We start from the raw sequence: 25,934 nt of genomic DNA on the forward strand, positions 1-25,934 counted from the left end.
CGCTCCGTCAGGCAATGGCAGGCTGGCAGGCCGGACCGCTGGGCTCGAACTGCTTGTAGGTGAGGATGAATTCCTGATGGCCGAGCGCCTCGGACAGGCTTTCGCCACCCGACGCAACGCGGATCACCTGGTCGAGGATCTCTGCGCCGACCTCGTCGAGGGTGGCCTTGCCGAGCAGGATGCGCCCGGCATCAACGTCCATGTCGTCGGCCAGACGCGCATAGGTCTCGGGGTTTGCGCAGACCTTGATGACCGGCGACACCGCCGAGCCGACCACCGAACCGCGCCCGGTGGTGAACAGGATCACATGGCAACCCGACGCGATCATCTCGACGATCTCGGCATTGTCGGAGATGTTGGGAAAGCCGAAGCGCACTTCACCGTCGGGCACGACGTCCATGAGGTAAAGGCCCGGGCCGGATGGCCGCTCGCCCGGACGGATCAGGCCGGAGATGGACGAGGCACCCGACTTCGAATATGCGCCAAGCGACTTCTCTTCCTGCGTCGTCAGGCCGCCGTCGGCATTGCCGGGAGCAAAGCTGCCATAGCCGAGCGTGGCATAGTAGCGCGCGGCCTTGGCCACGCATTCCTCGATCTCGCGGCCAAGCGCGGCGGTGACGGCGCGGCCCGCCATGACCTGCTCGCAGCCGATAAGTTCGCCCGTCTCCTCGAAGATGCAGGTGGCACCAGCGGCGACGAGCGTATCGAAGCAGCGGCCCACGGCCGGGTTGGCGGTGATGCCGCTTGTGCCGTCGGACCCGCCACAGATCGTGCCGACGACGAGGTCGGCCACGCCCATCGGCACGCGAGGAGCAGCGGCGGCGGCGGCGCGGATGCGCTCCACCGCGGCAAGGCCCGCCGCGATGGTGGCGCGCGTGCCGCCGGCCTGCTGGATGACCAGCGTCTCGACGGGACGCCCGCTGGCCGCGACCGCCTCGGCCAGCGCGCTCCGGTCGAAGCCTTCGCAGCCGAGCGAGACGACCAGTACCCCGCCTACGTTTGGATGCGTGGCGATAGCCTCCATCATCTGCGCTGCGTAGGCATTGGGATAGCAGCCGGGAAATCCGGCTAGTTGCACCGAAGGCTCGTCCGCCGCCGAGACGATGCGGCGGGCAACGTGGTGTGCGCACTCGACCAGATAGGCGACGAGGATGACGTTGCGGATGCCCTTGCGGCCATCGACGCGCAGGTATCCCTCGAAGGAGGGGGCGCTCATTCCCGCGTTCCCCCGGCCTGGCCGCCGCGACCGTGGGCGGCGATGTAATCGCTTCCGAGATTGTGAGAGTGGACGTGCTCGGCAATCGCGGCGTCAGCGGTCATGCTTCCGATCGGTGCGCCGTAGCGCAGGACCTTTTCCCCCGCCGCGAGCGGGCGCCGGGCGATCTTGTGGCCCACGCCGACGGGCTGAGGCAGACGGACGTGAATGCCGTCGATGGTCACCAGGTCGCCCGCCAGCGCATCGCGCGTGCAGACCAGGATGTTGTCCGCCGGATCGAGCAGCAGGAACGCGCCCTGCTCTCTGTCAGCTTCGGGCAAGGCCATAGAAATCCATTCCGTTGAGGGCAAAGACCTGCGCGCGACCATGGTCGTCGAGGTCGTCGAGCAGGCGGCGGCACTGGGCCAGCCAGCCGGTGTATCCCCCGGCCAGTCGCACGACCGGCCAGTCGCTGCCCCAGATCGTGCGGGCAGTGCCGAAGCACGACAGGATGTGCCGCGCCCAGGGCGCGATTGTCGCGTCGGAGAGATCCTGCCCAGCCTCGGTCCACAAGCCCGACAGCTTGCACCAGACGTTGGGACAGGCGGCGAGCACTTCGAGATCGGCTGCCCAGGGCGCGAAGACGCCATTGGCGATGTCAGGCTTTCCGCCGTGGTCGAGCACGATGCGCAAGTCTGGATGGCGACGCGCCAGGCGGGTGATCTCGCCGATCTGGTCGGCACGAACGAGGGCATCGAAGCAGAGCCCCCGCCCTGCCATGGCGCGAAGGGCCGGCTCGACCGCGCCTGCGAGAATCCAGCCCTGTTGCGGGATCGACTGAAGCATCGGGCGCAGGCCGCGCAGGAGCGGGTCGTGGGCCAGCGCTGTCAAATCCTCGGTGGCGGAAGGGGCGGCAAGATCGACCCAGCCGACGACGCCCAGAACCGTTGGCGTCCGCGCCGCGATCTCCAGAAGCCAGTGCGTCTCCGCAAGGGCGGGCGCCGCCTGGACGAGAACGGTTCCGGTCACCCCGGCGGCTGCGATTTCCGCCTCGAGGTCCGAGGGCAGGAAATCGCGGTGGATCGGCGCGAGGTCCGGCGTCGGCCAGTCGGTGAAAGGATTGCCGAGGCTCCAGAAATGATGGTGGCTGTCGACGATCATGCGCTCCCTCCCGGAAGCGGAGCGGCGGGATCGACGAGCCCGGCATCCACCAGATCCGCCCAGAAGGCCGTGGGGATCGTGCGACCGGCCAGATCGACCGCCCGCAGCACTTCCCCGGGGCTGGCAAGGCCGGGGATCACGCAATCGACCGCCGGGTGCGCGGCCGGGAACTGCAAGGCGGCGCAGGCGATGGAGACGCCGTGGGCATCGCAGACCGCCTCGATTCCCGCGACGCGCGCCATCACATCGTCGGGCGCAGGTTCGTAATTGTAGTGCGGGCGATCCCGCCCCCGCGTTCCAGTGGCGAGGATGCCACTGTTGAACACGCCGCCAAGGATGACCTGCGCGCCATGATCGATGCACGCGGGCAGGAAGGCATGAAGCGGCTCCTGTTCCAGCAGGGTATAGCGTCCGGCAAGCAGGAAGCGGTCCCACGTCCCGATCGTCATGGCATCGGCACAGACCTGCCATTCGTTGACGCCGAGGCCGATCATGGCGACATCGCCCGCCGCGCGCAATTCGTCGAGCGCGCGGTAGCCGCTTTCGGCAAGGTCGCGGAAATGCGCGGGCGCGGCATCGCCGTGAGTCATCACGCCGATATCGTGGACCAGCAGCACGTCGATCCGGTCGAGGCCGAGGCGGCGCAGGCTCTCCTCGTGGGAGCGCATCACGCCGTCGTAGCTATAATCGAAGCGGACCTTGAACGGCAGCGGCGAGACGAAACCGTGCCGCTCCGCAATACCGACCGCAGCCGCATCCGGATCGAGAAGGCGGCCGACCTTGGTGGAGATCACGAAGTCCGACCGGGCCTGGCCGCGCAGGAATGCACCGATGCGCTGCTCCGAAAGACCCAGGCCGTAATAGGGTGCTGTGTCGAAGAAGCGGATGCCCGCGTCCCACGCGGCCTCGAGCGTGGCCACCGCCGAACGGTCATCGACCGCACGATAGAGGTTGCCCAACGCAGCGCCGCCAAACCCGAGCTTCAAATCGCCGAATCCTCTCCCCCGGGCCGAACTGCCCGCCCCTCCTTTCGTCACATACAAAAATTCATTTCATATATACAACCGGAATCTGTGGCGTGCTGCCCCATGAGGGCGAAGGCGCTCAGACCCGGCTGTCGGCGTGGGGCAGAAGATCGGAGATCTGGCGCGCGGTTTCGGTCAGGACCTCGGTGGTGGACCCGATGGTGTGGCGCAGGTTGGCATGGCGGATGAATGGCACGGTGAGTGCGGCAGCGGCCCGGTCGCCGCGCATGATCGGCGCGGAAATGTCGCTGATCCCGCTGACGAAGGAGCTTGCCGCGCGGGCATAGCCCTTCTCGCGGGCCGCATCCGCACGCTCGACGAACGCCGCCACTTCTTCGGGATCGGCGTTCTTCGGCAGGAGGTCCAGCCACATGCGGCGCATGTCTTCCGGCTGAAAACCGAACAGCACAGTGCCCGAAACCGACTGCTGAAGTGGCAGGCGATGGCCGATGCGCACCGAAAAGCCGATCTGTTCGTTCGATTCCATGCGCGCGACGACAACGATCTCGCCCCGGCTGTGGAACACGAGATGGCACGACTGACCAATTTCCATCGCCAGCGCGCGCATTCGCGGCAGGGCGACCTCGACGAGGCTCTGCGTCGGCGGCTGACGCATGGCCATGGTGAAGAGCAGGTCGGTCAGGTAATATCCGTCGGTCGCGCGGTCCTGTTCGACGAAGCCCCTCGCCTGCAAGACCTGCACCATGCGGAACATCTCGCCCTGCGAGCGGCCGAGCCGCTGGCAGATTTCGGTCATGGTCAGCGGGTGACCTACGTCGACCAGCAGGGCGATCACGTCGAGCCCCTTCTCCAGCGCAGGGGCGCGATACTTGCCCGCGCCGCGCCCTTCACCGGCCGCGTCGCCATCGTTTTCTGGCAGATCGTCGAAATCGTTCACTCGGGGTCGTCCTCGCTCGCCGTATTGCTGAATGATTCAGGCGTACATGTACCGCTCGCCGCGGCGCAAGCGGGGATAAGCGGCACTTTCATCCCGCCCGCTCCTGCGCGGGGCGACGGCCGGTCGTCCGCTGGTAGAAGCGCGAAAAGTAAGAGGGATCGTCGAAGCCCAGTTCCGCCGCGACCTGCGTCGCGGTGGCGTTAGTGTAGCGCAGCAACCGATGCGCCTCGAGCGCCATCCGCCGGTGGATCACATCAAGCGGGGTGCAGCCCAGATGCGCGGCGGTGAGCCGGGACAGCGTCCGCCGTGTCATGCCTAGCGCATCCGCGTAGAATTCCAGCCCCCGGTGTTCCCGGTAATGCATCTCGACAAGCTGGCGAAACCGGTCGAGCCGATGATCGACGCCAGGCATCAGGCCGCCCGGCGCCACATCGCGAGCAATGGTCCGCACCAACGCCTCGGCAAGCGCCAGGAACAGCGGATCGCGCTCCTGCCAGTCCTGCTGGAGGCCCAGCATCTCCCGCGCCAGCCAGAACGTCCGTTCAGCACCCGCAGGCGTTAGCGGTCCGGCCCCACCGCGCGAAAGGGCCAGCAAAAGCGCATCGCCGGGGGCGGTCGCGCGTGTGGAAAAGTCGGTGGACAAGGTGAGGACAAACCCGCGCGTCGCGGGGCGGAAGCGGAAGCCGTGGACGGCGCCTGCAGGGACGATGACTCGTCCCGGACCTTCAAGATCATGCACCGCACCATCCACCGTCACCGCGGCATGTCCTTCCTCTACCAGAAGGATCTGTACGAAATGGTCATGGCGATGGACCCCGATCTCCCAGTCATGCAGCGAACTGCGCTCTGCGATAGTTTCGATATGCGCGAAACCGCCAGCGCCTGGTGACGCGCCTTCGCCATAGAGGGCGTAGCTTGGGATGCTCGGCCGCATGTCCCGAAAACACCAGATGTTTGTCCTGAGCATGCATTCCGCCTTTGCACGCATCGTGTCAACATGGCGTCCGTTGGCCCGCTTCCCAGTGCGGGCGCGTGGGAGACGAATCGTGAAGACCCAGGTCGCCATCATCGGCGCCGGCCCTGCCGGCCTGCTCCTCGGACATCTGCTCAAGGCCGAAGGCATCGACTGCGTCGTGCTGGAACGGCAGACGCCCGATTACGTCCTCGGCCGCATCCGCGCCGGCGTGCTCGAACAGATCACGGTCGGGCTCATGGAACGCCTCGGCCTCGACGCGCGCCTCAAGGCCGAGGGCCTTGTCGAGGAAGGCTTCAACCTGGCCGACGGCGAACGCCTGATCCGCATCGACGTCGCCAATCTCACCGGCAAGACCGTGGTCGTCTACGGCCAGACCGAGATCACCAAGGACCTCATGGACGCCGCTCCCGAACGCGGGTTGCAGGTCATCTATGGCGCCAGCGAGGTCGCGCTCTTCGACATCGAGAGCGATGCCCCCTACGTCACCTACGTGCATGATGGCGCCCCCCGCCGCATCGATGCCCGCTTCATCGTAGGCTGCGACGGCTTCCACGGACCCAGCCGCAAGGCCATTCCGGCCAGCGTCGCGCGCGAGTACGAGCGGGTCTATCCGTTCGGCTGGCTCGGCATCCTCGCCGACGTTCCGCCTTGCAACCACGAGCTGATCTACGCCAATCACGAGCGCGGGTTCGCCCTCGCCTCGATGCGCAGCCACACGCGCAGCCGCTATTACGTGGACGTCCCGCTGACCGAAAAGGTCGAGGACTGGTCGGACGAGCGCATCTGGGACGAACTGGCCGTGCGCCTTGGCCCTGAAGCCGCCGCCAACATCACGCGCGGGCCTTCGATCGAGAAGTCGATCGCGCCCCTGCGCTCCTACGTGTTCGAACCGATGCGCCACGGCAGCCTGCTGCTCTGCGGCGATGCCGCGCATATCGTGCCGCCGACCGGCGCCAAGGGCCTCAACCTTGCGGCCAGCGACGTCCACTATGCCGCCGAAGCCCTGACCGGCTTCTTCAAGCGCGCCGACAACGATGCAGTGCCCCGGTACTCGGCAAAGGCGCTCGCCCGCGTCTGGAAATCCGAACGCTTCTCGTGGTCGCTGACCAAGCTGATGCACCGTTTCCCCGAGGACGGCCCGTTCGAACGCGCCATGCAGGTGGCCGAACTGGAGTACATCGCAACCAGCAAGGCGGCCCAGACCAGCATCGCGGAAAACTACGTCGGCCTGCCGGTCTGACAAGGTTGTAACATCGTCATGTTCCCGTCACACGGGCGGGACAGAAAGCCCCTGTTCGACAGGGGCTTTCTTGCATGCGGCGTATCGATATCTTGCTGACCGGGGATCTGCCGGGGGGCCGCGAGCCCTTCGTGCATTCTGACTTGCGCGTCGTGTTCCATCGCTGGAAATCCGACGCGCCGCTGCCGCTCATGGAAGGGCGGCCCTGGGCTTTCATCGACTGGGTGCTTCCGGACCTGTCCGGTCTCGAACTCTGCCGCCGCCTGCGCTGCGCCGACGCGCTGGGCCAGGACGCGCACATCACCATGATCCTCGAGGAAAACGACGCCGAAGCCAAGCGCCGCGCGCTCAAGGCCGGGGCCGACGACTACATCCTCGCGCCGGTCGATCGCAACGCGCTGCTCGACCGTGTCCTCTCGGTCCAGTTGCCGGAACGCGAGACGCCTGCTCGCCAGCTCCGCCTCGGCGAACTTACGCTCGACCTTGCCGCGCTGCAGGCACGGTGGCGTGAAAAGCCGCTGATGCTCATGCCCAACGAGCTGCGCCTGCTGCGCTACCTGATGGAGCAACCGGGCCACGTCTTCTCGCGCCAGCAACTCATCACCGCGCTGGGCAAGCACGACCAGCCGATCGACGAGCGCACTGTCGATGCCTGGGTCAGCCGCCTGCGCCGCGCCCTGCGCGATGCTGGAGCAGGTTCGCCGCTGCGCACGGTGCGCTCGCTGGGCTACGTGCTCGACCGCCCCTGACACCTTCTCCTCCCCGGCGCTGCTCCCTGGATTGGCAGCGTCAAACCCCGCCCGGCGTTCATTCACCGGGCGGGGTTTTCCATTCGGGCAGTGCGCTACTCAGCTTGTGCCGATTGCGCCGGGCCAAGCTGCCGCCTTCCCCAGCATCCACGAAAAAAGAGGCGGCCCGGTGAAGGCCGCCTCCAGAGGGGTGGACTGTCAGGAGGAAATCAGAACTTGAGCGATGCCGACAGCGAGAAGGTCCGGCCCACGTCATAGGTGTTGACGTCGATCCGGTTGCCCGCGACCTGCTGATACTCGATGTGCTTGCGCCCGGTCAGGTTGCGCGCCTCGAACTTCAGTTCAAGCTCCTTGCCGAACAGGTCGAAGCCCTGCCGCGCGACGAAGTCGATACGCAGGCCGGGGTCCTCGTAGATGTCCGGCTGGCCGGTATTGACGAGACCGCGGCTGGTGACGCGCTTGCTGGCATAGGACAGCAGCAGCGTCTGCTGCGAGAGCTTGTCGGTATCCTCGAGGCCGAACTGGACGTTGGCGATGTGCTCCGACTGACCGGTCAGCGACGCGCCATCGCGGAAGTACTCGAGCGCGTTGCTCGATGCGGCGAGGTAGTAAGAAGTGGTGTCGCCTTCCTTCACCCGCAGCTTCGACTTGGTGTAGGTGTAGTTCACGATCGAGGTGAAGCGGCGGCTGGCGAACATGCCACCCCAGTCGGCGAGGTCGAAGTACTTCTGCAATTCCACTTCCGCGCCATAAAGGTCGGCCTTGGGCGCATTGGCGAAGCTGGTGGTGAAGTCCTCGCCCGCGACGAAGCTTTCGATCGGGTTCTTGATCTGCTTGTAGAAGCCCGACAGCGAGAAGCGCTGGTCGCGCGCGAAGTACCACTCGAAGCGGGCCTCCGCGTTGGTCAGCGTGCTGTCCTTGAGGTTCGGGTTGCCGCGATAGGTGCGGTTCGTGTCGGGATCGAAGTAGAACTGGTAGACGAGCTCGCGGAACTGCGGGCGGGCGATGGTCTTCGAGGCGTTCAGGCGCACCTGCATGTTGTCGCGCACTTCCCAGGTGAGCGTCGCGGCGGGCAACCAGTAGTCGTTGTCGAGATTGGTCGGCGCGGCGTTGGAGCCGGGCGTGTTGAAGACCTGGATCGGAGACACGCGCAGCTTCGCCGTCTCGTAACGGACGCCGGCGTCGAGTTGCAGGCCGGAAAGCAGCTCCGCTTCGATCTTGGCGTAACCGGCATGGTTGCGCAGCGTGGCAAGGAAGGCCGGCACGCCTTCGTTGGTCTCCACCAGCTTGATGTTGTAGGCCTTGATGACCGCGTCGCTGAGGAGATAGTCGGGACGGAACATGCCGACGCCCGAAGGGAAGTCGCTGGGCGCCTGGAACTGGAAATCGCGGCGCGAGCTGGTGCGCCGGGTGTCGCCATAGGCATAGCCCGCGGTCACCTTGACCGTCGGAATGACCTTGTAGCCCACGTCCACGCCGCCCGACCACAGGTTCTCGTTGAGGTCCGAGAAGCTGACCGTCGCATCGCCGCCGTTGCCGTTGTTGAGCCGGTTGACGAAGTAGTCGCCGTAGGGATCGGCCGACGAGTTGGATCGCACGTAATCGAACGAAAGCTCGTAGGGCGCCTCGCGCTGCGAATTGGCATAGGCGCCGCGCAGGTCGACGCTCAGCCCATCGAGCGGCTTCAGTTCCGCGACGACCTGCGTGTCGATGAGCTGCCGCTCGTACCAGGCAGTGTCCTGCACCTGGTGGTCTGCCTCGGCATTGCTGTTGACGTTGCGGCCAAGCCCGAGGCGCGTGTGCTTCAGGGTGTCGCGGATATAGAGGTTGGTCCAGCGGATGCGGTTCTTGCCGAATTCCAGACCGACACCGAGCATGCCGTTCACGACCACCCGGTTGTCGGTGGTGACGCGGCGGTAGTCGCTGAACAGGTCGCCCACGTCGGGCGAAGTCGAGATCTGGTTGATCGCGTCGCGCGACGTCCACTTGTTGCTGTAGCCAGCCGTAGCGATCAGGCCGAGCGTCGCCCCGCCCAGGTCGAACGACTTGCCGCCGGAGAGCGACGCCGTCCAGTTCGGCGGCATGTTGGGGATCTTCTGGATCAAGCCGTTGCGCGTGTTGACGATGCCCTGCGCCAGCGCGTTGGCATCGACCGTGCCGCCGCTGATGCGATCGCCGCTGGCGAGGAACGACTTGAGCGCGCTCGTGTAGTCGCGCTGCCCGTTGTCGAAGCCGGTCCAGTCGGTGCTCGACCCATAGTATGTATAGCCGAGCTGGTTTGTGGTCTCGGTATCGGCGGAAATGCCGCCCCCGACCTGGATGAAGGCGTCCTGAGGGACGGCCTTGGTCGTGAGGTTGACGACGCCGCCGCCGAACTCACCCGGATAGTTCACCGAGTAGGACTTCTGCACCAGCGACGAGGCGATGATGCTCGACGGGAAAAGGTCGAGCGGGACCACGCGCTTGAGCGGCTCGGGGCTTGGCAGGGGCGAGCCGTTCAGCAACGCGAGTGAATAGCGGTCGCCAAGGCCGCGAACGTAGACGTAGCCGTTGCCGACGACGCTGAGGCCTGTGACGCGGCCCAGCGCGCCTGCGATGTTGCCTTCGCCGGTGCGTGCGATTTCAGCCGTGCCAAGGACCGACACGACCTGCGCGGCAGCGCGCTGGACGTTGCGTTCGCGCTGGCCGGTGACGATGATTTCGCCCCCGGGGACAGAGATTTCGGGCGCCTGCTCCTGCGGTGCCGCGTCGGCAGCGGTGCCGGTATCGTCCTGCGGGGCGACGGTCTCCGCCGTCGCGGACGGAGTCGCTTCCTGCGCCTGCGCGAGTGCAGGCATGGAAAGCGCGGTGGAAAGCAGCAGCAAGGTGGCAAGCCGCGGGGTAATCATTGTCCGGTCCCCCCTGGGGAATGTGTTTTGCGAAGTTTGCGAGAAAGGGGGCGACCGTCGCCGGCCACCCCCCGTTCGCGAAAGGCGGCCGATCAGGAGGTCGGCAGCGAGGTGCAGTCCGTGCTGGTGGTGCCGAAGTTCGCGGCAGTGCTGTTGCAGGTCCAGCCAGCGTACCAGGTGTCCGAGCTGTCCTTGACGGCGCCAATGTAGGTCACCACGTCGAAGTAGCTCGAAAGGCTGCCGATGGCGCTGTAGGCGGTCACGCCCGCTTCGCCGGTGCCGTTGATGAACACGCCGGTCAGCGTCGAGGTGAAGGCGTCGTTGTTGTTGTTCGAACCCGAACCGAACGCGGTACCCACCGAGGTTGCGGTGAAGTTGGTGCTGCCGATGTACTTGGTCGAATTGCAGCTCATCACCACCGAGTAGGCCTTGAGCGTTGCCGCCGTGCCCGGTGACACGATGCCGTTGTCGTCCATGCGCAGGCACTCGTTGTTCGGAGAATAGACCACGCCGTTGGCCAGCGTGATGTCCGAGTTGCCACGGATCAGGATCGAGGCCTTGTCGTTCGATTCGTTGTTGCTCGACACGGCCGACTGGATCGCGGTGAAGTTCGCGATCTTGGTGTTCTGGCGGAACACGGCGGAGGTCGAACCGCCGACGGTTTCGGTCGAAGCGCCGTTGCTGTCGATTTCCATCAGCGCGTCGCCCGCACCCGAGCGCTGGATCAGCAGCAGGTACTGGAAGTTGCCGCGCAGGCCGGTGTCGATGTCGAGGCTGTCGTCATCCGCACCGACCGCGACATAGTGCTTCATGTTGACCACGCCGCCGAAGAATTCCGCGCCGTCGTCCGAGCTGTTGTAGCTCTGGATGTATTCGAGCGTCGTGCCCGAACCCACGCCTTCGGTGGTCAGCGCCTGGAGTTCCTTGTCCGAACCCAGCACGTAGCCCGAATAGCGGATCTGCACGTACTTCATCGAGCCCGAGCTGTCGGTATCGTCCTGGCCGCCGAACAGCGCCGGGTCGGCCGAACCTTCGGTGTTGCGCTGGCAGGTTCCGCCGGTCACGGTGCCGCCGCCGGTCGCGTCGCAGTCGGTGATCTTGGCGCGGCCCATCAGCACGACGCCGCCCCACTGCCCCTGCGAGGTTTCGGTGTTGAGGCCGAGCACGTTGTCGCGGCTGGTAAAGACGATCGGCGCCGAAGCCGTGCCAACCGCGTTGATCTTGTTGCCGCGATTGACGGCGAGCCACGACGTGCCGGTATTTCCGAACAGGATGACGCCCGGATCGATGGTCAGCGTCACGCTCGCCTCACCCGAAGTCTTGGTGAAGCCGAGATCGCTGCCGACGTTGACGCGGCCGTTGAGCGAATAGAGCAGCCCCGCGATCTTGGGCAGGGTGATCGACTTGTTGATCGTCGAGGGCAGCGTGCAAACGCGCCAGGATCCGGTCGGGCCGGTGATCGTGCCGGAATCGGTCAGGCCCTGCGGGTCGCTGATCGTCGGGCAGCCGGCAGCCGCAGTGACGGTCGGCGTCGGAGTGGGCGTCGCGGTCGGCGTAGGCGTCGGAGACGGGTTGATGATGACGTTGCCGCCGGTGCCGGGCGAGGCGATGTCGGTCGGGCCGCAACCGGCAAGCGCAAGTCCGCTGCAACCGGCAAGGAACAGGCCGTGGATGGTCTTCACGTGGTATCCCCCATGTGGATATCGGCGGAGACGATTCCCGCCGTCGCGAGGGGTGATCTAGGGGTGCAAAGTGACAGCCTGTTTGCGGTTTCCTGACAGATTTGTGTCAATTTCTCTGACGGTTATTTGACTATCTTGACGATAGGCACGCATCCCCGCGGCCTGTTCGATTGCAGTTTTGTGACAATGTTTCAGTTTGATTGCAGAGGCCATCCGGCCTGCATAATCTGGCTCCAACAAAACATTCGAACCCGGAGAGCCTCATGTCGTCCACGCTGCTTCTTGCCGCCGCCCTCTTCGCGCAGGGCGCCGTCAGTGCCCCGGCCACGCTGACCGTCCCCGCCCCCGCTCAGGAGCAGGGCGACGTCGGCTACCGCGAGCTTGCAACCGGCCGCCCGCAGGCCGCCATCGACAAGATCGAACGCGGCGGCCTTGCCCGCGCCGGCGATCCGCTTGCCCTCATCAATCTCGGCACCGCCTACAAGATGCTTGGCCGCACCGACGAGGCCCAGCGCCTCTACCGCGCCGCTGCGACGAGCGACGACCGCTACGATGTCGAGCTGGGCAATGGCCGCTGGATCGACAGCCGCCGCGCCGCCGGGCTCGCCATGGCGCGACTCTCTTCTGCCGAAGTCCTCGCGTTCCGCTGATCGGGCCGGGGGCTATCCCCCGATAGCCTCGCGCCACCGGACCAAACGCCCGTGACGTTCTTGCGCCGCCATCCCTGGCTCGAACGCGGCGGAAGGTGCGACGATGGTTCGCGCATGGTCGAGCGAAGGGCATAGCCCAGCACCGATCGCCGCCAGGATCGCGGCCCCGCGTGCGGTCGTCTCCACGTCGACCGGCCGCTCGCAGCGGATGCCGAGCACGTCGGCGATGTCCTGTGCCAGCCAGTCGTTGGCGCTCATACCGCCGTCCAGGCGCAGCACCTGCCACCCTGCCCCATCTGCGGCAAAGGCATGACCGAGGTCATGGAACACGTGCGCCATCGCCTCGAGCGCCGCACGCACGAGATGCGCCCGCGTCGTCGCAAAGGACAGGCCGTGGATGCTCGCGCGCGCATCGGGTTTCCAGTAGGGCGCGCCCAGCCCCGACAACGCCGGAACGACGACCACGCCGCCGCTGTCCGGCACGGACCTTGCCAGCGCCTCGCTCTCCGCTGACGTGCCCAGCAGGCCAATGCTGTCGCGCAGCCACTTGACCACGCTGCCCGCGGCAAAGACCGAACCTTCCAGCGCGAAAGTGCGCACGCCGTCCACCTCGCACAGTACCGTGCCAAGCAGGCGATGCGCCGAACGCGGCGGTCGGGTGCCCATGTTGGCAAGGATGAAGGCCCCGGTGCCGAGCGTCGCCTTGGCCTCGCCCGCACGGAAACAGCCCTGCCCGATTGTCGCGGCCTGCTGATCGCCGGCAAGCCCGGTGACGGGAATCGCTCCGCCCAGCAGGTCTGCCCGCGTCGTGCCGAATGCGCCTGCGCTCGGCACCACTTCGGGCAAGGCCGAAAGGGGCACGCCGAACAGATCGCACAGTCCTTCGTCCCAGCTCGCGCCTTCGAGCGGAAACAGCGAGGTGCGGCTGGCATTGGTCACGTCGCTGACATGCAGGCCACCGGTCAGGTTCCAGACCAGCCAGCTTTCCACCGTCCCGAACGCCAGCCGCGAACCCAGCGCGCGCGCTTCGGGGACGTTTCGGAGAATCCACTCCATCTTGCTGGCTGAAAAGTAGGGATCGAGCAGCAGGCCGGTTGCCTGCTGGATCGCCGCCTCATGACCTGCATCGCGCAGCTCGCGGCAACGCTCTTCAGTTCGGCGGTCCTGCCACACGATGGCACGGGTCAGCGGCTTGCCGGTCGAACGATCCCAGGCGACGACAGTTTCACGCTGGTTGGTGACGCCGATACCGGCAATTCGCCCGGCCCCGCCCGCCTGCGCCACCATGGCGCGCGCGCAGCGCAGGGTCCGCTCCCAGATCTCGGCCGCATCGTGTTCGACAAGGCCGGGCGCGGGATAGTATTGCGTCAGTTCTTCCTGCGCACAGCCCAGCACCTCGCCTCGCGCGGAATAGAGGATCGCACGGGTCGAGGTCGTTCCTTCGTCGAGAACAAGGATGCGGCGCTCGTCAGTCATTGGGCAGGTTCGCTTTCATGAATTGCGCCAGGTCGGCCTGCTCCGCCGCGTCCAGCCGCAGGCCCAGCTTGGTCCGCCGCCAAAGCACGTCCCCGGCCTCTCTCGCCCATTCGTTGGCGAGGAGGTAGCGAACCTCCCGCTCGGTAAGTCCGTGGCCGAAATGGCGGCCACAGTCGTTCAGCGTATGCGCCTCGCCAAGAACGAGAAAGGCCAGCGTGCCGTAGGACCGCACCAGCCTGTCCGCCCAGGCAGGTTCGAGGAACGGATAGCGCCCGCGCAAATCGGCGATCAGCCGGTCGACCTCGTTCACGCCGAAATCCCCGCCAGGCAAGGCGCTATTGTCTGTCCAGTGCCTGCCTTCCAGCGCGGGAATGCGCGTGGCCATGCGGTCGACCGCTTCCTGGGACAGGGTGCGGTAGGTCGTGATCTTCCCGCCGAACACGGAGAGGATCGGCGCGCCTTCGTTCTCGTCGCTGATGTCGAAGCGATAGCCGCGCGTCGCCGCCTCCGGCTTGCCCGAGCCGTCGTCCACCAACGGGCGAACGCCGGCATAGGTCCACACCACGTCGGCCGGCACGACCGGCTTTCTGAAGAAGCGGCTCGCCCCTTCGCAGAGATAGGCGATCTCCTCCGCGCTCGCCTCGATCGGATCGCCGGGCCGGTGGTCGCGGTCGGTGGTGCCGATCAGGGTGAAGTCGTGCTCATAGGGGATAGCGAAGAAAATGCGGCCGTCAGGAAGCTGGAAGAAATAGGGGTGCGGATGATCGAACAGCTTGCGCACCACGATGTGCGACCCGCGCACCAGCCGGATCGACTGCCTGGGCGGCTCGCCGCTGCAACCCAGGATGGCAAGCACGGAGGGTCCCGCCGCGTTTATGACCGAGCGCGCGAGGAACCGACCGTGCGCGGTTTCGATCGACCACAGGTCGTCCTCACGCCGCAGCGCCGTGACGGGACAGCGCGTACGCACCTCCGCCCCCCGGTTCGCCGCATCGCGCGCATTCAGCACCACGAGCCTCGCATCGTCCACCCATCCATCCGAATAGACGAAACCGTGCACGAACTCGGGCTTCAGCGGCCGGCCCGCCGGGTGGCGGTCCAGCCGGATCGTCTCGGTCGCGGGCAAAAGCTTGCGCGCGCCGATATGATCGTAAAGAAACAGGCCGGTCCGCAAAAGCCAGCGCGGACGCAGGCCCCGCACCCACGGCAGTACGAAACGCATCGGCCAGATGATGTGCGGCGCGATGGCCCACAGCTTCTCGCGCTCAGACAGCGCTTCGCGCACGAGGCCGAACTCGTAGTGTTCGAGATAGCGCAGGCCGCCGTGGATGAGCTTGCTGGAATTGGACGAGGTGCCGCTCGCGAGGTCGTTGGCCTCGAGCAGCAGCACACTTGCCCCGCGTCCTGCGGCATCGCGGGCGATGCCGCAGCCGTTGACGCCGCCGCCGATGACGGCGACGTCGAATACGCGTCGGTTGCCGACCTCATCCTTCCCGTCCACGGCCCTGCCTCCTTCAGATGTTCAACGGTCCGTGGTTGATGTGCGGCAGGACGTAGCGGGCGAACATGTCGGCTTCCTGCGCATGCGGATAACCCGACAGGATGAAAGCCTCGATGCCTTCGGCCTGATACGCGCGCAGCTTCGCCAGGACCTGGTCCGGGGTGCCGACGATGGCTGCGCCGCAACCGGAGCGGGCGCGGCCGATGCCGGTCCAAAGGTTCTCCTCGACAAAGCCGTCGCCGTCGGCCGCGCCCCGCAGTTCCTGCTGGCGCTGCACGCCGAAGTTCTTGGCATCGAGCGACTTCTCGCGGATCGCCTTGCCGGCCTCGTCGTCGAGCTTGGACAGGAGCCGGTCGGCATAGGCACGAGCCTCGTCCTCGGTCTCGCGCACGACTACGTGGACGCGATAGCCGAACCTGAGCGTGCGGCCATAATTGGCGGCCCGCGCCTTCATGTCGGCGATGGTCTCGCGCACCTTGTCCATCGTGTCGGGCCACATCAGGTAGACGTCGCTCGCCTCCGCCGCGCATTCGCGCGCGTCGTGGGAGAGGCCGCCGAAGTAGAATGCCGGACACCTGCCGGAGATCGTGCCAATGCGCGGCGGATCGAGCTTGAGCTTGTAGAACTCGCCCTGGAAATCGAGATGCTCGCCGTTCAGCAGGGTGCGCACGATCTTCATGATCTCGGTCGCGCGGGCATAGCGCGGCCCGCTGGCGATCGTTTCGCCTGGCATATCGGACGAGATGATGTTGACGTTGAGCCGCCCGCCGGTGCCTTCAGCATTAGGGCCGAGAATGCGGTCGAGCGTGGCGATGCGGCGCGCGAGCTGCGGCGGCCAGTCCTCGCCCATGCGCGTCGCCCAGAGCAGCTTGATGCGGCGCACCTGCGTGGCGACCGCCGCGGCAAAGGCGGTGGTATCGAGCCCGAGTTGGTAGCCCGAGGGCAGGAGAATGTTGTCGAAGCCACCCTCCTCGGCGCGCAACACGATGTTTCGGCAATGCTCCCAGCTCGACTGGAGGTACTTGTCCGGCACCCCGAGGAACTCGTAGTCGTCGTCGCACAGCGCCGAGAACCAGGCGATTTCGCAATTCTGTTCGGCCATCTTGCCTCTCCTTCGAAGCGGCGGACACAACTCTCCATCGGCAAAACCGCAACACGGCGCCGTCCGTCGCATGATCCAGACATGCCCGCCGCCGGAGCGGCAGGCGGCTTCAACCTGGCTCCCGCCCTTAGGGGAGCCGCTCTCCCCGCGCCGCTACCAGCACGGCATACCAGTCCTGCCGGTTCCAGCGGACTTTCAGCGCTTCGGCCCCTTCGGCGATGCGCGCGGCCTGTTGCGATCCAATGATCGGGACGATCCCGGCCGGATGCGCCATGAGCCACGAATAGGCGGCGACAGTGCGCGAAACGCCCTGCGCCTGCGCGACGGCATCGAGCGCGTCGGCAACAGCCTTGTCCCGCGCCGTCTGGGGTGAGGCAAGACGGCCTCCGCCAAGCGGCGACCACGCCATCGGCGTCAGGCCGAGCATCATCGCCTGATCAAGTTCGCCGTTCTCGAAGCAGTCGATGCGCAAGGGGCTGATCTCGGGCTGGGTCGTCGCCAGCTTTTCGCCAAGGAAGTGGTTGAGCGCGGCGATCTGGTCCTTGGTGAAGTTCGAGACGCCAAGCGCGCGGACCTTGCCTGACGAAACCGCATCGTCGAGCACACGCGCGACTTCATAGGGATGGGCCAGGATGTCGGGGCGGTGGATCTGCCACAGGTCGATCACATCGACCTTCAGCCGGGCAAGGGAATCGTCGATGGCCTTGCGCAGGTAGTCGGCGCTCTGGTCGTAGGGCAACGGAGGAAGGATGCCGCCCTTGGTGGCAAGAATCATGCGTTCGCGCAGGGCTGGCTCGGCCGCGAGGACTTCGCCCAGCAGTGCTTCCGCGTCGCCAAAACCCGCCGAGCCGTCGAAGCCGTAGATGTCGGCCGTGTCGAGGAAGTTGATCCCCGCATCGAGCGCCGCGTGGACGAGCTTTGCCGCGTCGGCGGGGGTGCGCCCGTTCTCGGCGAGGCGCCACATGCCCCATGCGATCGGGGACACGGCAATCCCGCTGTGGCCGAGTTGGCGAAAGGCAGGCGGCAGGGGCAGATCGCTCATGAAGATGTCCTGGCTGGAGGCGCGACCGACGCGCGCTCTACGAGAGTATGGGGAAGCCGGCGGTGGGTGATGTCGCCCCCGGCAATGAGGATTTCCGTCGCCGTCCTGGCCAGTTCGACCATAGGCTGGTGGATGGTCGTCAGCGGCGGCCAGACCGTACGGGCGAGCGTGGTATCGTCGAAGCCGGCGACCGAAAGTTCGCCCGGCACGTTGATGCCGCGGTCGTGCGCGACGGCCAGGACACCAGCCGCCATGTCGTCGTTCGAAGCAAAGATGGCGGTCGGGCGGTTCGGGAGGTCGAGCAGGGCCCTGCCCCCGCGCGTACCGGAATCGAAATCGAACTCGCCTTCGCAGACAAGCACCGGATCGTAGGGCAGCCCTGCCCGGTCGAGAGCGCGACGGTAACCGAACAGGCGGTCATCCGACGCCATGTGGTTGGGATGGCCCTTGATAAAGCCGATACGGCGGTGCCCGGCATTGATCAGGTGCGTGGTCATGTCGTCTGCGGCTTGCGCGTCGTCCATGAACACCGAACTGGTCAGTGCATGATTGGTACCGGGCGAGATACGCACGAAGGGAATGTCCATCGCCTCGAGCGCACGCAGCACAGGATCGCAATCGGTTACCGGCGAGGACAGGATGATCCCATCGACATGCGTCTCGCTGACGAGACCGCGCACCTGTTCGCCCACCTGCGGGTCGGCCACGTCGACCGGCTGGGCGAGCAGGCGGATGTTGTTGGCGCGGCAGAAGTCCCAGCACCCGGTCTGGATCTGAAACATGTAGTAGGGGCTGTGATTGTCGTAGATCAGCGCGATCTGGTTCGACTTCGCCCCTGACAGGATGCGGGCGGCCACGCTTGGCCGGAAATCGAGCGCGCGCATAGCCTCCTCGACCCGCGCCTTGGTATCGGCGCTGACATAGGGGTGGCCGTTGAGGACCCGGCTGACGGTCTTCACCGCCACGCCCGCCTTGGCCGCCACGTCCCTGATGTTCGCCCGCTCACTCATCCTTCAAGCACCCCCTTCAGTCCCGCGAACAGCGACGCGAAGGCGCTGTCCGGACGGTAGAATGCCGGCGGCTGCCCGATGGGGGCGGAGATATCGTGCGTGCCGGGGGCGAAATCCTCGCCCGTCCAGCAATGCCGCCAGATGCCCGTCCCCGGAAGGACCACCTGGCGACGGCGAGCCCCCTCCTCGACCACTGGCGCCACCAGCAGGTCGGCACCGTAGAGGTATTGGTCCTGCACCGTAAAGAGCGCGGAATCCTGCGGGTAGTGGAGAAACAACGGGCGCTGCGCCGGAAGCCCCGACTCTCGCGCCTCCGTGCAGAGATGGCGGACATAGGGCGCGAGGTGAGCGTGGACGCGGCTCCAGCGGGCGAAGCAGGCGAGGAGGTCCGGCGTGCTGTCGTACTGAAGGTTGTCGTCAGGCCGGTTGCCCTCGTGGCTGCGCATGACCGGAGCGAAGGCTGCCAGTTCGCACCAGCGGTGCAACAGTTCCTCGGTTCGGACATTGCCGTGGAGCGAGGTGTAACCACCGCAGTCGGAGTGGCTGTAGGCGTTGCCCACCAGACCCGCCGACAGCGCGCCGGTGATGACCGTACCAATGCCGTCGTGGCGGGTGAAATCGACCGACTGGTCGCCCGCCCAAAGCAGAGGGCAATGGGCTTGCACGCCGGAGAACCCGGCGCGCATGAAGAACAGCGCGTCCCCGGTCTTGCCCCGGCTTGCCAATGCACGCGCATTGACCTCGGCCCAGAGCACCGGCCAGCGGTTGTGCGCCTCCATCGGGTCGGAACCGTCGGCCAGGCGCAGGTCGGTCGGCAGGTATTCGCCGAAATCGGCCATCCATCCGGAAATGCCGATGTCTAGCATTTCGCGACCGAGGACCCGCTCGGCAAACCACGCGCACGTCTCCTCGCGAGTGAAATCGACGACGCCGCAGTCGAATTCCCCGAAGTCGACGAGGTGGACTTCGTCGCTATCCCGGCGAAGGCAGAAATGCCCGCCGGCACGGCCTTCCTGGTAGAGATCGCCATCCACCGCGATATAGGGGTTGGCATAGGCAAGGAAGCGGATGCCGCGCGCTTCGAGCGCCTGAATCCTTTCGTGCAGTTGCGGATAGCGGGCACCGCTGCGCTCTCCGCTGTGCCAGTCCCAGAAGAGGCGGCGACCGAAACTGGTCTCGCGAATGCCGGCCCAATCCTCGCACCACAGGCCCGACACGGCGGCGCCGGCGTCGATGAACTTTTCCAGGCGGTCGAAGCTAGAGGCGCCAGACTTCAGGCCGACGATAGCACCACCGATGGCCCATTCGGGCAGTTCGGGCTGGCGGCCGAAACGCGTGGAAAGCTGGCCGACGAGATCCTGCGGGCCATCGGCGGAGAAAACCTCGAAACGGGCAGCGCCGCTCCAGACTTCCACCAGGTGGCCAGCCGGATCCGTGAAATCGAGAACGCTGTAGAAGCTCGCGTCGAGATGAACCGCAATCCAGCGCGAGGTAATGAACGTGGGCTGCGGGTAGTTGGTGTTCCAGTAATCGCCGCCGGCCATGCCCTCGGCATCCATGCGGCGGGTAAGCTCGGTCGATTTGTCGCGCCCCACGCCAGGCTCGCTCGTCCAGATCGGGAAGTTGCGGCCATTGAGCGCGAGGTAGCTCATCTGCTCGCCCCCACCCCAGACGCATTCGCCCGCCTCGGCGTGGAAGCGGATGCGCAGGCGATCGTGCGCGGGGTCGGCAGCGCGAATCTCGAAGGAATTGCCGGCAAGGACGATCGAGGCGACCGGCGCCCCGCTGTCGAGAAGCTCCACCCCGCCCTCGCATTGACGCCATGCGAGCGGGACCAGCTCTTCGAAAGGCTTGTCGGATATACGGAAATTGCCACGGTACATGACGACTTCCGGATTGCCGCGCGCCATGACCAGCGCAGGACAGGATTCGGAGTGGCGCAGCACCACACGATCCCCAATTCGGAGATCGAACCCTTCAGTTCCGGCTACAAAGCGCAGATTCACTTGCGTTTCCTCGTCCCCCGGCGCGGCAGTGTTGCAGAATGGCCCCAACCGTCTGTCCGTCTATGTGACACCGCTTGACATATCGAGACAACGAGCGCAGATCAAGCATCAATCGCGGCCGATCAACGGGGGAGCAAAGTCGACTCCCGGACGACCGCCTTTCGCAGGGGAGAGGTTTTTATGAGGTTCAAGCACATTGCCCATGCGCGCGCACTGGCCCTTTCCGCCAGTGCCCTGACGCTTTGCCTTGGAGCGCAGGCGCACGCCCAGGAGGCCGCGCAGGAACAGGCCGCGGAAGAGACCGGCGGCATCAGCGAGATCGTCGTCACCGCGCAGAAGGTCGCCGAAAACGTCCAGGACGTGCCGATCGCGATCACCGCACTGACCGCCGAACGACTCGAGAACGCAGGCACCACCAGCCTCGAAGGGCTGACCCAGCTTGTCCCGTCGGTCACGTTCCGCAAGGGCACCACCAGCGCAAACAGCGCCATCGTGATGCGCGGCGTCGGCACGATCACCTTCTCGGTCGCGGCCGAGCCCAGCGTCTCGACCGTGGTCGACGGCGTGGTGCTGAGCCGCTCGGGCCAGGCGTTCATGGACCTGGTCGATGCCGAGCGCCTGGAAGTGCTGCGCGGGCCGCAGGGCACACTGTTCGGCAAGAACGCGTCGGCGGGCCTCGTCAACATCGTCTCGAAGGGCGGCACCGATACGCTCCAGGCCGAAGGCCGCGCTGAATGGTACGAAGGCGACGAATACCGCCTGCGCGCTTCGGTTTCCGGCCCGCTTGCCGATGGCCTGACCGCCCGCGTCACCGGCTTCTACGGCAGCTATGACGGCAACATCACCAACATCTACGGCGGCAAGAACGAGAAGATCAACGGCTACGAACACTACGGTGCGCGCGGCATCATCGACTATGACAATGGTGGATCGAAGTTCCGCCTGATCGCCGACTATTTCAAGGCGAATGACGACTGCTGCGCCGACGTGACCACCGTCAGCCGTGGCACGGCGCTCGACAAGGAACTGGGCCTGCCGGGCGGCGTGGCGCAGGGACTGGAGCAGCGCTACGTCAACCACAACCTCGTCACGCAGACCAAGGACCGCCAGTGGAGCCTCACCGCGTCAGGCGACTTCGACGTGTTCGAGAGCCATACGCTGAGCGTGGTGGCGGGCTATCGCAACTGGAAGAACGAGGAAATCCGCGAGGGCGACTTCCTGCCGCGCGCGCTGGTCGGCACCGACCAGCTTCACGACAACGGCGAAGTGAGGACCGAGCAGCTCTCGCTGGAAGTGCGCCTCGCGTCCGACCAGACCAAGCCGTTCTTCTATCAGGTCGGCGCATTCGCGTGGGGTTCGAACAACCAGCAGGACTTCACCCGCAGCGACGTGAAGTGCGCCACTTCCACGCTGCCGGTCGATCCGCTGACGGGCGCCCAGCCGTGCAACCTCAACGACACGGTCAACACGATCTTCCCAACGGCGACCTCGTTCAGCGACGTGAAGTCGCGCAACTATGCGGTGTTCGGCCAGGCGACCTATCGCTTCTCCGACCTGATCTCGCTGACCGGCGGGCTGCGCTACACATGGGATGACCTCTCGTTCACCCACACCCGTGCGCCGGGCGTGAACGCGACGGACGGCCTTCCCGCGACCGGCGCAGGCATCAACGACAACCCGGCGGGCGGCAAGATTTCTGCCGGCGGCAACGGAACGAACACCTCGCGCGGGAGCAGCAACAACGGCAACCTTTCGGGCCGCGCGGTCCTGCAGATCACACCTTCGGACGACGTGATGCTCTATGGCAGCTACACCCGTGGCTACAAGGGTCCGGCGTTCAACGTGTTCTTCAATCACACTGCGCCAACCAATGCCGTGCCGATCGACGAGGAAACTTCCGATGCCTTCGAAATCGGGCTCAAGTCGCAGTTCCTCGACAACCGTGTGCAGTTCAACGCGGCAGCCTTCACCGTCACCTACAACGGCTTCCAGGCGAACAACTTCGTGCTGCTGAACGGCGCGGTGGTCTCGAATCTGACCAACGCGGGTTCGGTGCGCAGCAAGGGCTTTGAAGCCGACCTGCTGACCGTGCCGGTAGACGGGCTGACCCTGCGCGCAAGTGCCGCCTATGCCGATGCCAAGGTGCTGAAGTTCAACCCGAACCCTTCGACCAACGCACCCGACGCCCGCAATGGCACGCGCTTGCCGCTGGCGCCCAAGTTCACCTGGACGCTGGGTGGCAGCTACGAACGTGACCTGGGCGGCTTCAAGGTCTATCTCGACAGCGATTTCCGCCATGTCGGCAAGCAGTTCTCGGACCTTGGCGAATCCGGCCCGATCGCGGCGTATGGCATCTGGAACGCCGGGCTCGGCTTCTCGGATGCGGAGGACCTCTACCGGCTGACGTTCCACGTGCGGAACATCACCGACAAGTCCTACGCCCTGCTCAACGTCAGCAGCGGCCAGCGCCTGCAGATCCCGCGCGACGCAGACCGCTACTTCGGCGTCAGCCTGCGCGCGAAGATCAGGTAACCGCCCCCCCTCCCGGGCGGGAAAGCAGAGAGGCCCCGGACTTCGGTCCGGGGCCTCTCTTGTTTTTGGCACAGGGCGGACATGGCGCCAACGCATCGCGGTCTCGTCCCGACCTGGCTCATCTCGTCGTCTTCGAGCGCGACTTGCCGAGGTACATGGGTCCAGTTCCGCCTTCGCTCCGAGAAAAGCGAGATCCCGGTTCAAGCCCGGGATGACGGGTGGTGGGGAGTATTCGCCTTTGCAGGCGGGAGTTTTCGGAAGTTCTGGCGGAGTTCAGTGCCGAGACCAAGGCCCCCGCCTTCGCGGGGGCGCAGGGCGGCCGTCGGCTCCGCTACTCTCCCGCCGACAGTTGCAGCTTCGGCAGCATCAGGTGGATGAACGCCAGCGCAACCAGATAGGCGCTGCCGCAGATCGCGAACATCGGGACGTAACCGAGGCCGTTGGTCAGCGACCAGCCGGCGAACTCGATGATGCCAGTTCCCGAAAGATTGCCGGCGATCGCACCGAGCGCGATCACGCTGGCGACGCGGGTGGCAGGAACGATGTCGGCGGTCATGCCGAAGACATTCGTGGAGAAACCCTGATGCGCAAAAAGGCCGAGGCCGATGAGAACGGCGGCGAGCCAGGGGTTGCCAGTCTGGAGCGACAGCGGCATCGCAAGGACGACCAGCGCGTAGAACAGCATCGAGGTCTTGCGCGCGGCGTTCACGCTCATCCCGCGCGCCAGCAGGATCGGGTAGAGGCCACCCGACGTCAGCGCCCCCAATGCCGCAAGGGTGAAAATGATCGCGATGGGCCAGCCAAGTTGCCCCTGGCTGAGACCGAACTGGCGGTTGAAGAAGTCGGGCATCCAGAACAGCACGAACCACCAGACGGCATCCGTGCAGAACTTGGCACCAATGACGGTCCAGGTGCGGCGATCGGACAGCAACTCGCCCCATGGCACGCGGGCGCGCTCGGGTACATTGCCGACAGGCTGGAGACCGCGAGTGCCGAACCACCAGCCAGCGAGCCACAGGAAGCCCAGCGCCCCGGTCACGACGAACGCAGCCTTCCAGCCAAACGCAAGCGCAAAGGGCGGAATCAAAAGCGGCGTGAGGATCGCGCCGATGTTTGGCGCGGTATTTATCAGGCCGATGGCGAAATTTCTTTGCCTGACAGGAAGATAGGTTGCCGCAGCCTTGAGCCCGGCAGGAGTGCTGACAGACTCGCCGGCAGCCAGCACAATGCGGGCGGTGACGAACTGCTGCACGGTCTGCGCGAGAGCGTGGGCCATGCCGGCCGCACTCCACACCGTGACCGCCACAGCATAGGCGATGCGCACGCCGAGCCTGTCGACGAACCAGCCGACGAACAGGAGCGTACCGGCCGCAGCGATCTGGAACGAGGAGCCGAGATGGGCATAGTCGGCATCGGTCCAGCCGAACTCCGCCTCGAGCGTGGGCTTGAGCAGGGCGAGCACCTGCCGATCCACGTAGTTGAGCGCGTTGCCGAGGAACAGCAGCGCGACCAGCGCCACCGCAGCCCCGCGGGTGATCCCGCCTTTCCGACCGTCCGTCATTGCACTTTCTCCCACGGAACAGTGCTTTTGCACCGCTTCCCGCTTGCACGATAGCCGACCGGGAGCGTAAGGGAAGCATTATATGACACCGTAGGACACATACTGGGGAGAGCGTGTCTTGGGCCGTACGGAAATCGACTGGGAGTCCCTGCCTTCGGCTGCGGACTTGTTCGGGGAAATGCACCTTGCCGACCACGGCCCTGCCGAGGCGGAGCCGCGCGAGACCGTGTTCCACGGGCTTGCCATCTGCGCGATCGCCGCAGCGGCGGCTGCGTGGCTTTCCGAACACTACAAGTTCCCGATCATCCTGCTCGGCCTGCTGATCGGGCTTTCGCTGAGTTTCGTCGCGCGCGAGCCGCGAAGCCACAAGGGCCTCGACTTCGCCTCACGGACCTGCCTGCGGCTTGGCGTCGTGCTGCTGGGTCTGCAGGTGACGTTCACGCAGATAGGATCCCTCGGTCCAGCGCCCTTTGCGGCGCTGGTGGTGGTGATGGCGGCAACGTTCTTCGCGGGGCTCGTCGGTGCGCGGGTGGCGGGGCAATCGACCTATACCGGCATACTCGCAGGGGGCGCGACAGCGATCTGCGGGGCAAGCGCGGCGATGGCGCTGTATGGCATCATCGGCAAGGACCGGCTCAACCAGGCGCAATTCGCGATCTCGCTGGTCGGCGTCTCGATGGCCAGCGCGCTCGCCATGTCGCTCTACCCGATCCTGGCGAGTTACCTGCACTTGTCCGACCAGCAGGCGGGGTTCCTGATCGGGGCTTCGATTCACGACGTCGCGCAAGCGATCGGCGGGGGCTATGCCTTCTCCGAGACGGCCGGCAGCTATGCGACCATCGTCAAGCTTTCACGCGTGGCGCTGTTGGCGCCGATCGTGGTGTTGACGAGCCTTGCCATCGGTGATTCGCAGCACGATGCGGGTCGATCGGCGTGGCGGCGGTTTGCGCTGCCTTGGTTCATCACCGCCTTTTTCCTGGCCGTTCTGCTCAATTCGGTCGTCACCGTGCCGCACGCAGCGGCGGATTTTGCCTTGCGCGCGTCAAAGGGGCTGCTGCTGATCGCGGTGATCGCAACGGCAATGCGTAGCCGGCTCGATCTCTTGATGGAAACCGGGTTGCGTCCTGCGGTGCCGGTGCTGGTCGCGACGGTGGTCAGCTTCTTCATGGCGCTGGGTTCGGCGATGCTGGTGCTCTGAGCAGGGATCGAACACGCCACGTTGCGGGCACTCGACAGCCGG

General features: G+C 65.9%; 20 protein-coding genes. 5 read left to right on the forward strand and 15 right to left on the reverse strand.

Annotation, left to right across the window (positions count from 1 at the left end):
- Positions 1-7: 7 nt before the first annotated feature.
- From SARO_RS12230 to SARO_RS12255, 6 genes are all read right to left on the reverse strand, one after another.
- A complete protein-coding gene (locus SARO_RS12230) occupies positions 8-1,216 on the reverse strand; it encodes a UxaA family hydrolase (protein WP_011446072.1) in 1,209 nt (402 codons plus the stop codon).
- Positions 1,213-1,542, reverse strand: a complete 330-nt coding sequence (locus SARO_RS12235; RefSeq protein ID WP_011446073.1) for a UxaA family hydrolase — start codon at positions 1,540-1,542, stop codon at positions 1,213-1,215. The genes SARO_RS12230 and SARO_RS12235 overlap by 4 nt, the downstream gene beginning before the upstream one ends.
- Positions 1,523-2,356, reverse strand: a complete 834-nt coding sequence (locus SARO_RS12240) for an amidohydrolase family protein (RefSeq protein WP_011446074.1) — start codon at positions 2,354-2,356, stop codon at positions 1,523-1,525. Before SARO_RS12240 ends, SARO_RS12235 begins: the two co-directional genes overlap by 20 nt.
- The gene (locus SARO_RS12245; RefSeq protein ID WP_011446075.1) at positions 2,353-3,342 is read right to left on the reverse strand and encodes an aldo/keto reductase; all 990 of its coding nucleotides are present in this window, start codon (positions 3,340-3,342) and stop codon (positions 2,353-2,355) included. The genes SARO_RS12240 and SARO_RS12245 overlap by 4 nt, the downstream gene beginning before the upstream one ends.
- 118 nt (positions 3,343-3,460) lie before the next feature.
- A complete protein-coding gene (locus SARO_RS12250) occupies positions 3,461-4,279 on the reverse strand; it encodes an IclR family transcriptional regulator (RefSeq protein ID WP_011446076.1) in 819 nt (272 codons plus the stop codon).
- Between the two features lie 88 nt (positions 4,280-4,367).
- Positions 4,368-5,213: a helix-turn-helix domain-containing protein gene (locus SARO_RS12255; RefSeq protein WP_011446077.1), complete on the reverse strand. Its 846-nt coding sequence runs from the start codon at positions 5,211-5,213 to the stop codon at positions 4,368-4,370.
- Between the two features lie 112 nt (positions 5,214-5,325).
- On the opposite strand from SARO_RS12255, the gene pobA reads away from it, so the two are divergent.
- Positions 5,326-6,495 (forward strand): 4-hydroxybenzoate 3-monooxygenase, encoded by a 1,170-nt coding sequence (gene pobA, locus SARO_RS12260; protein ID WP_011446078.1) that lies wholly within the window; start codon positions 5,326-5,328, stop codon positions 6,493-6,495.
- A gap of 74 nt (positions 6,496-6,569) precedes the next feature.
- On the forward strand, positions 6,570-7,244 hold the full coding sequence (locus SARO_RS12265; RefSeq protein WP_011446079.1) for a response regulator transcription factor: 675 nt from the start codon (positions 6,570-6,572) through the stop codon (positions 7,242-7,244).
- A 209-nt stretch (positions 7,245-7,453) separates the two neighbouring features.
- On the opposite strand, the gene SARO_RS12270 is transcribed toward SARO_RS12265, so the two are convergent.
- Positions 7,454-10,132 (reverse strand): TonB-dependent receptor domain-containing protein, encoded by a 2,679-nt coding sequence (locus tag SARO_RS12270; RefSeq protein WP_011446080.1) that lies wholly within the window; start codon positions 10,130-10,132, stop codon positions 7,454-7,456.
- Positions 10,133-10,224: 92 nt separating this feature from the next.
- Positions 10,225-11,814, reverse strand: coding sequence for a hypothetical protein (locus SARO_RS12275; RefSeq protein WP_011446081.1), 1,590 nt, complete (start codon positions 11,812-11,814; stop codon positions 10,225-10,227).
- 263 nt (positions 11,815-12,077) lie between these two features.
- Between SARO_RS12275 and SARO_RS12280 the strand changes: the two genes are divergently transcribed.
- The gene (locus tag SARO_RS12280; protein ID WP_011446082.1) at positions 12,078-12,464 is read left to right on the forward strand and encodes a hypothetical protein; all 387 of its coding nucleotides are present in this window, start codon (positions 12,078-12,080) and stop codon (positions 12,462-12,464) included.
- 12 nt (positions 12,465-12,476) lie between these two features.
- Here SARO_RS12280 and SARO_RS12285 read toward each other — a convergent pair whose 3' ends face one another.
- The 6 genes from SARO_RS12285 to SARO_RS12310 all read right to left on the reverse strand — a co-directional run bounded on the left by SARO_RS12285 (position 12,477) and on the right by SARO_RS12310 (position 20,601).
- A complete protein-coding gene (locus SARO_RS12285; protein WP_011446083.1) occupies positions 12,477-13,940 on the reverse strand; it encodes a glycerol kinase in 1,464 nt (487 codons plus the stop codon).
- Positions 13,933-15,441: a glycerol-3-phosphate dehydrogenase gene (gene glpD, locus SARO_RS12290; protein WP_011446084.1), complete on the reverse strand. Its 1,509-nt coding sequence runs from the start codon at positions 15,439-15,441 to the stop codon at positions 13,933-13,935. Before glpD ends, SARO_RS12285 begins: the two co-directional genes overlap by 8 nt.
- 13 nt (positions 15,442-15,454) lie before the next feature.
- Positions 15,455-16,543 (reverse strand): LLM class flavin-dependent oxidoreductase, encoded by a 1,089-nt coding sequence (locus tag SARO_RS12295; protein WP_011446085.1) that lies wholly within the window; start codon positions 16,541-16,543, stop codon positions 15,455-15,457.
- A 127-nt stretch (positions 16,544-16,670) separates the two neighbouring features.
- Positions 16,671-17,585, reverse strand: a complete 915-nt coding sequence (locus tag SARO_RS12300; protein WP_011446086.1) for an aldo/keto reductase — start codon at positions 17,583-17,585, stop codon at positions 16,671-16,673.
- Complete coding sequence (locus tag SARO_RS12305) at positions 17,582-18,595, reverse strand: LacI family DNA-binding transcriptional regulator (RefSeq protein WP_011446087.1); 1,014 nt, start codon at positions 18,593-18,595, stop codon at positions 17,582-17,584. Before SARO_RS12305 ends, SARO_RS12300 begins: the two co-directional genes overlap by 4 nt.
- Positions 18,592-20,601 carry an alpha-glucosidase gene (locus tag SARO_RS12310; protein WP_011446088.1) on the reverse strand — a complete coding sequence of 670 codons (2,010 nt, stop codon included), beginning with the start codon at positions 20,599-20,601 and terminating at the stop codon, positions 18,592-18,594. Before SARO_RS12310 ends, SARO_RS12305 begins: the two co-directional genes overlap by 4 nt.
- 180 nt (positions 20,602-20,781) lie before the next feature.
- On the opposite strand from SARO_RS12310, the gene SARO_RS12315 reads away from it, so the two are divergent.
- Entirely contained in the window at positions 20,782-23,133 is a 2,352-nt protein-coding gene (locus SARO_RS12315) for a TonB-dependent receptor (RefSeq protein ID WP_011446089.1), read from the forward strand.
- 331 nt (positions 23,134-23,464) lie between these two features.
- On the opposite strand, the gene SARO_RS12320 is transcribed toward SARO_RS12315, so the two are convergent.
- On the reverse strand, positions 23,465-24,694 hold the full coding sequence (locus SARO_RS12320; RefSeq protein ID WP_011446090.1) for an MFS transporter: 1,230 nt from the start codon (positions 24,692-24,694) through the stop codon (positions 23,465-23,467).
- 118 nt (positions 24,695-24,812) lie between these two features.
- Here SARO_RS12320 and SARO_RS12325 point away from each other — a divergent pair, with 118 nt between their 5' ends.
- The gene (locus tag SARO_RS12325) at positions 24,813-25,892 is read left to right on the forward strand and encodes a YeiH family protein (protein WP_011446091.1); all 1,080 of its coding nucleotides are present in this window, start codon (positions 24,813-24,815) and stop codon (positions 25,890-25,892) included.
- Positions 25,893-25,934 lie beyond the last annotated feature (42 nt).

The sequence above is a fragment of the Novosphingobium aromaticivorans DSM 12444 genome (assembly GCF_000013325.1).
Classification (GTDB): Bacteria; Pseudomonadota; Alphaproteobacteria; order Sphingomonadales; family Sphingomonadaceae; genus Novosphingobium; species Novosphingobium aromaticivorans.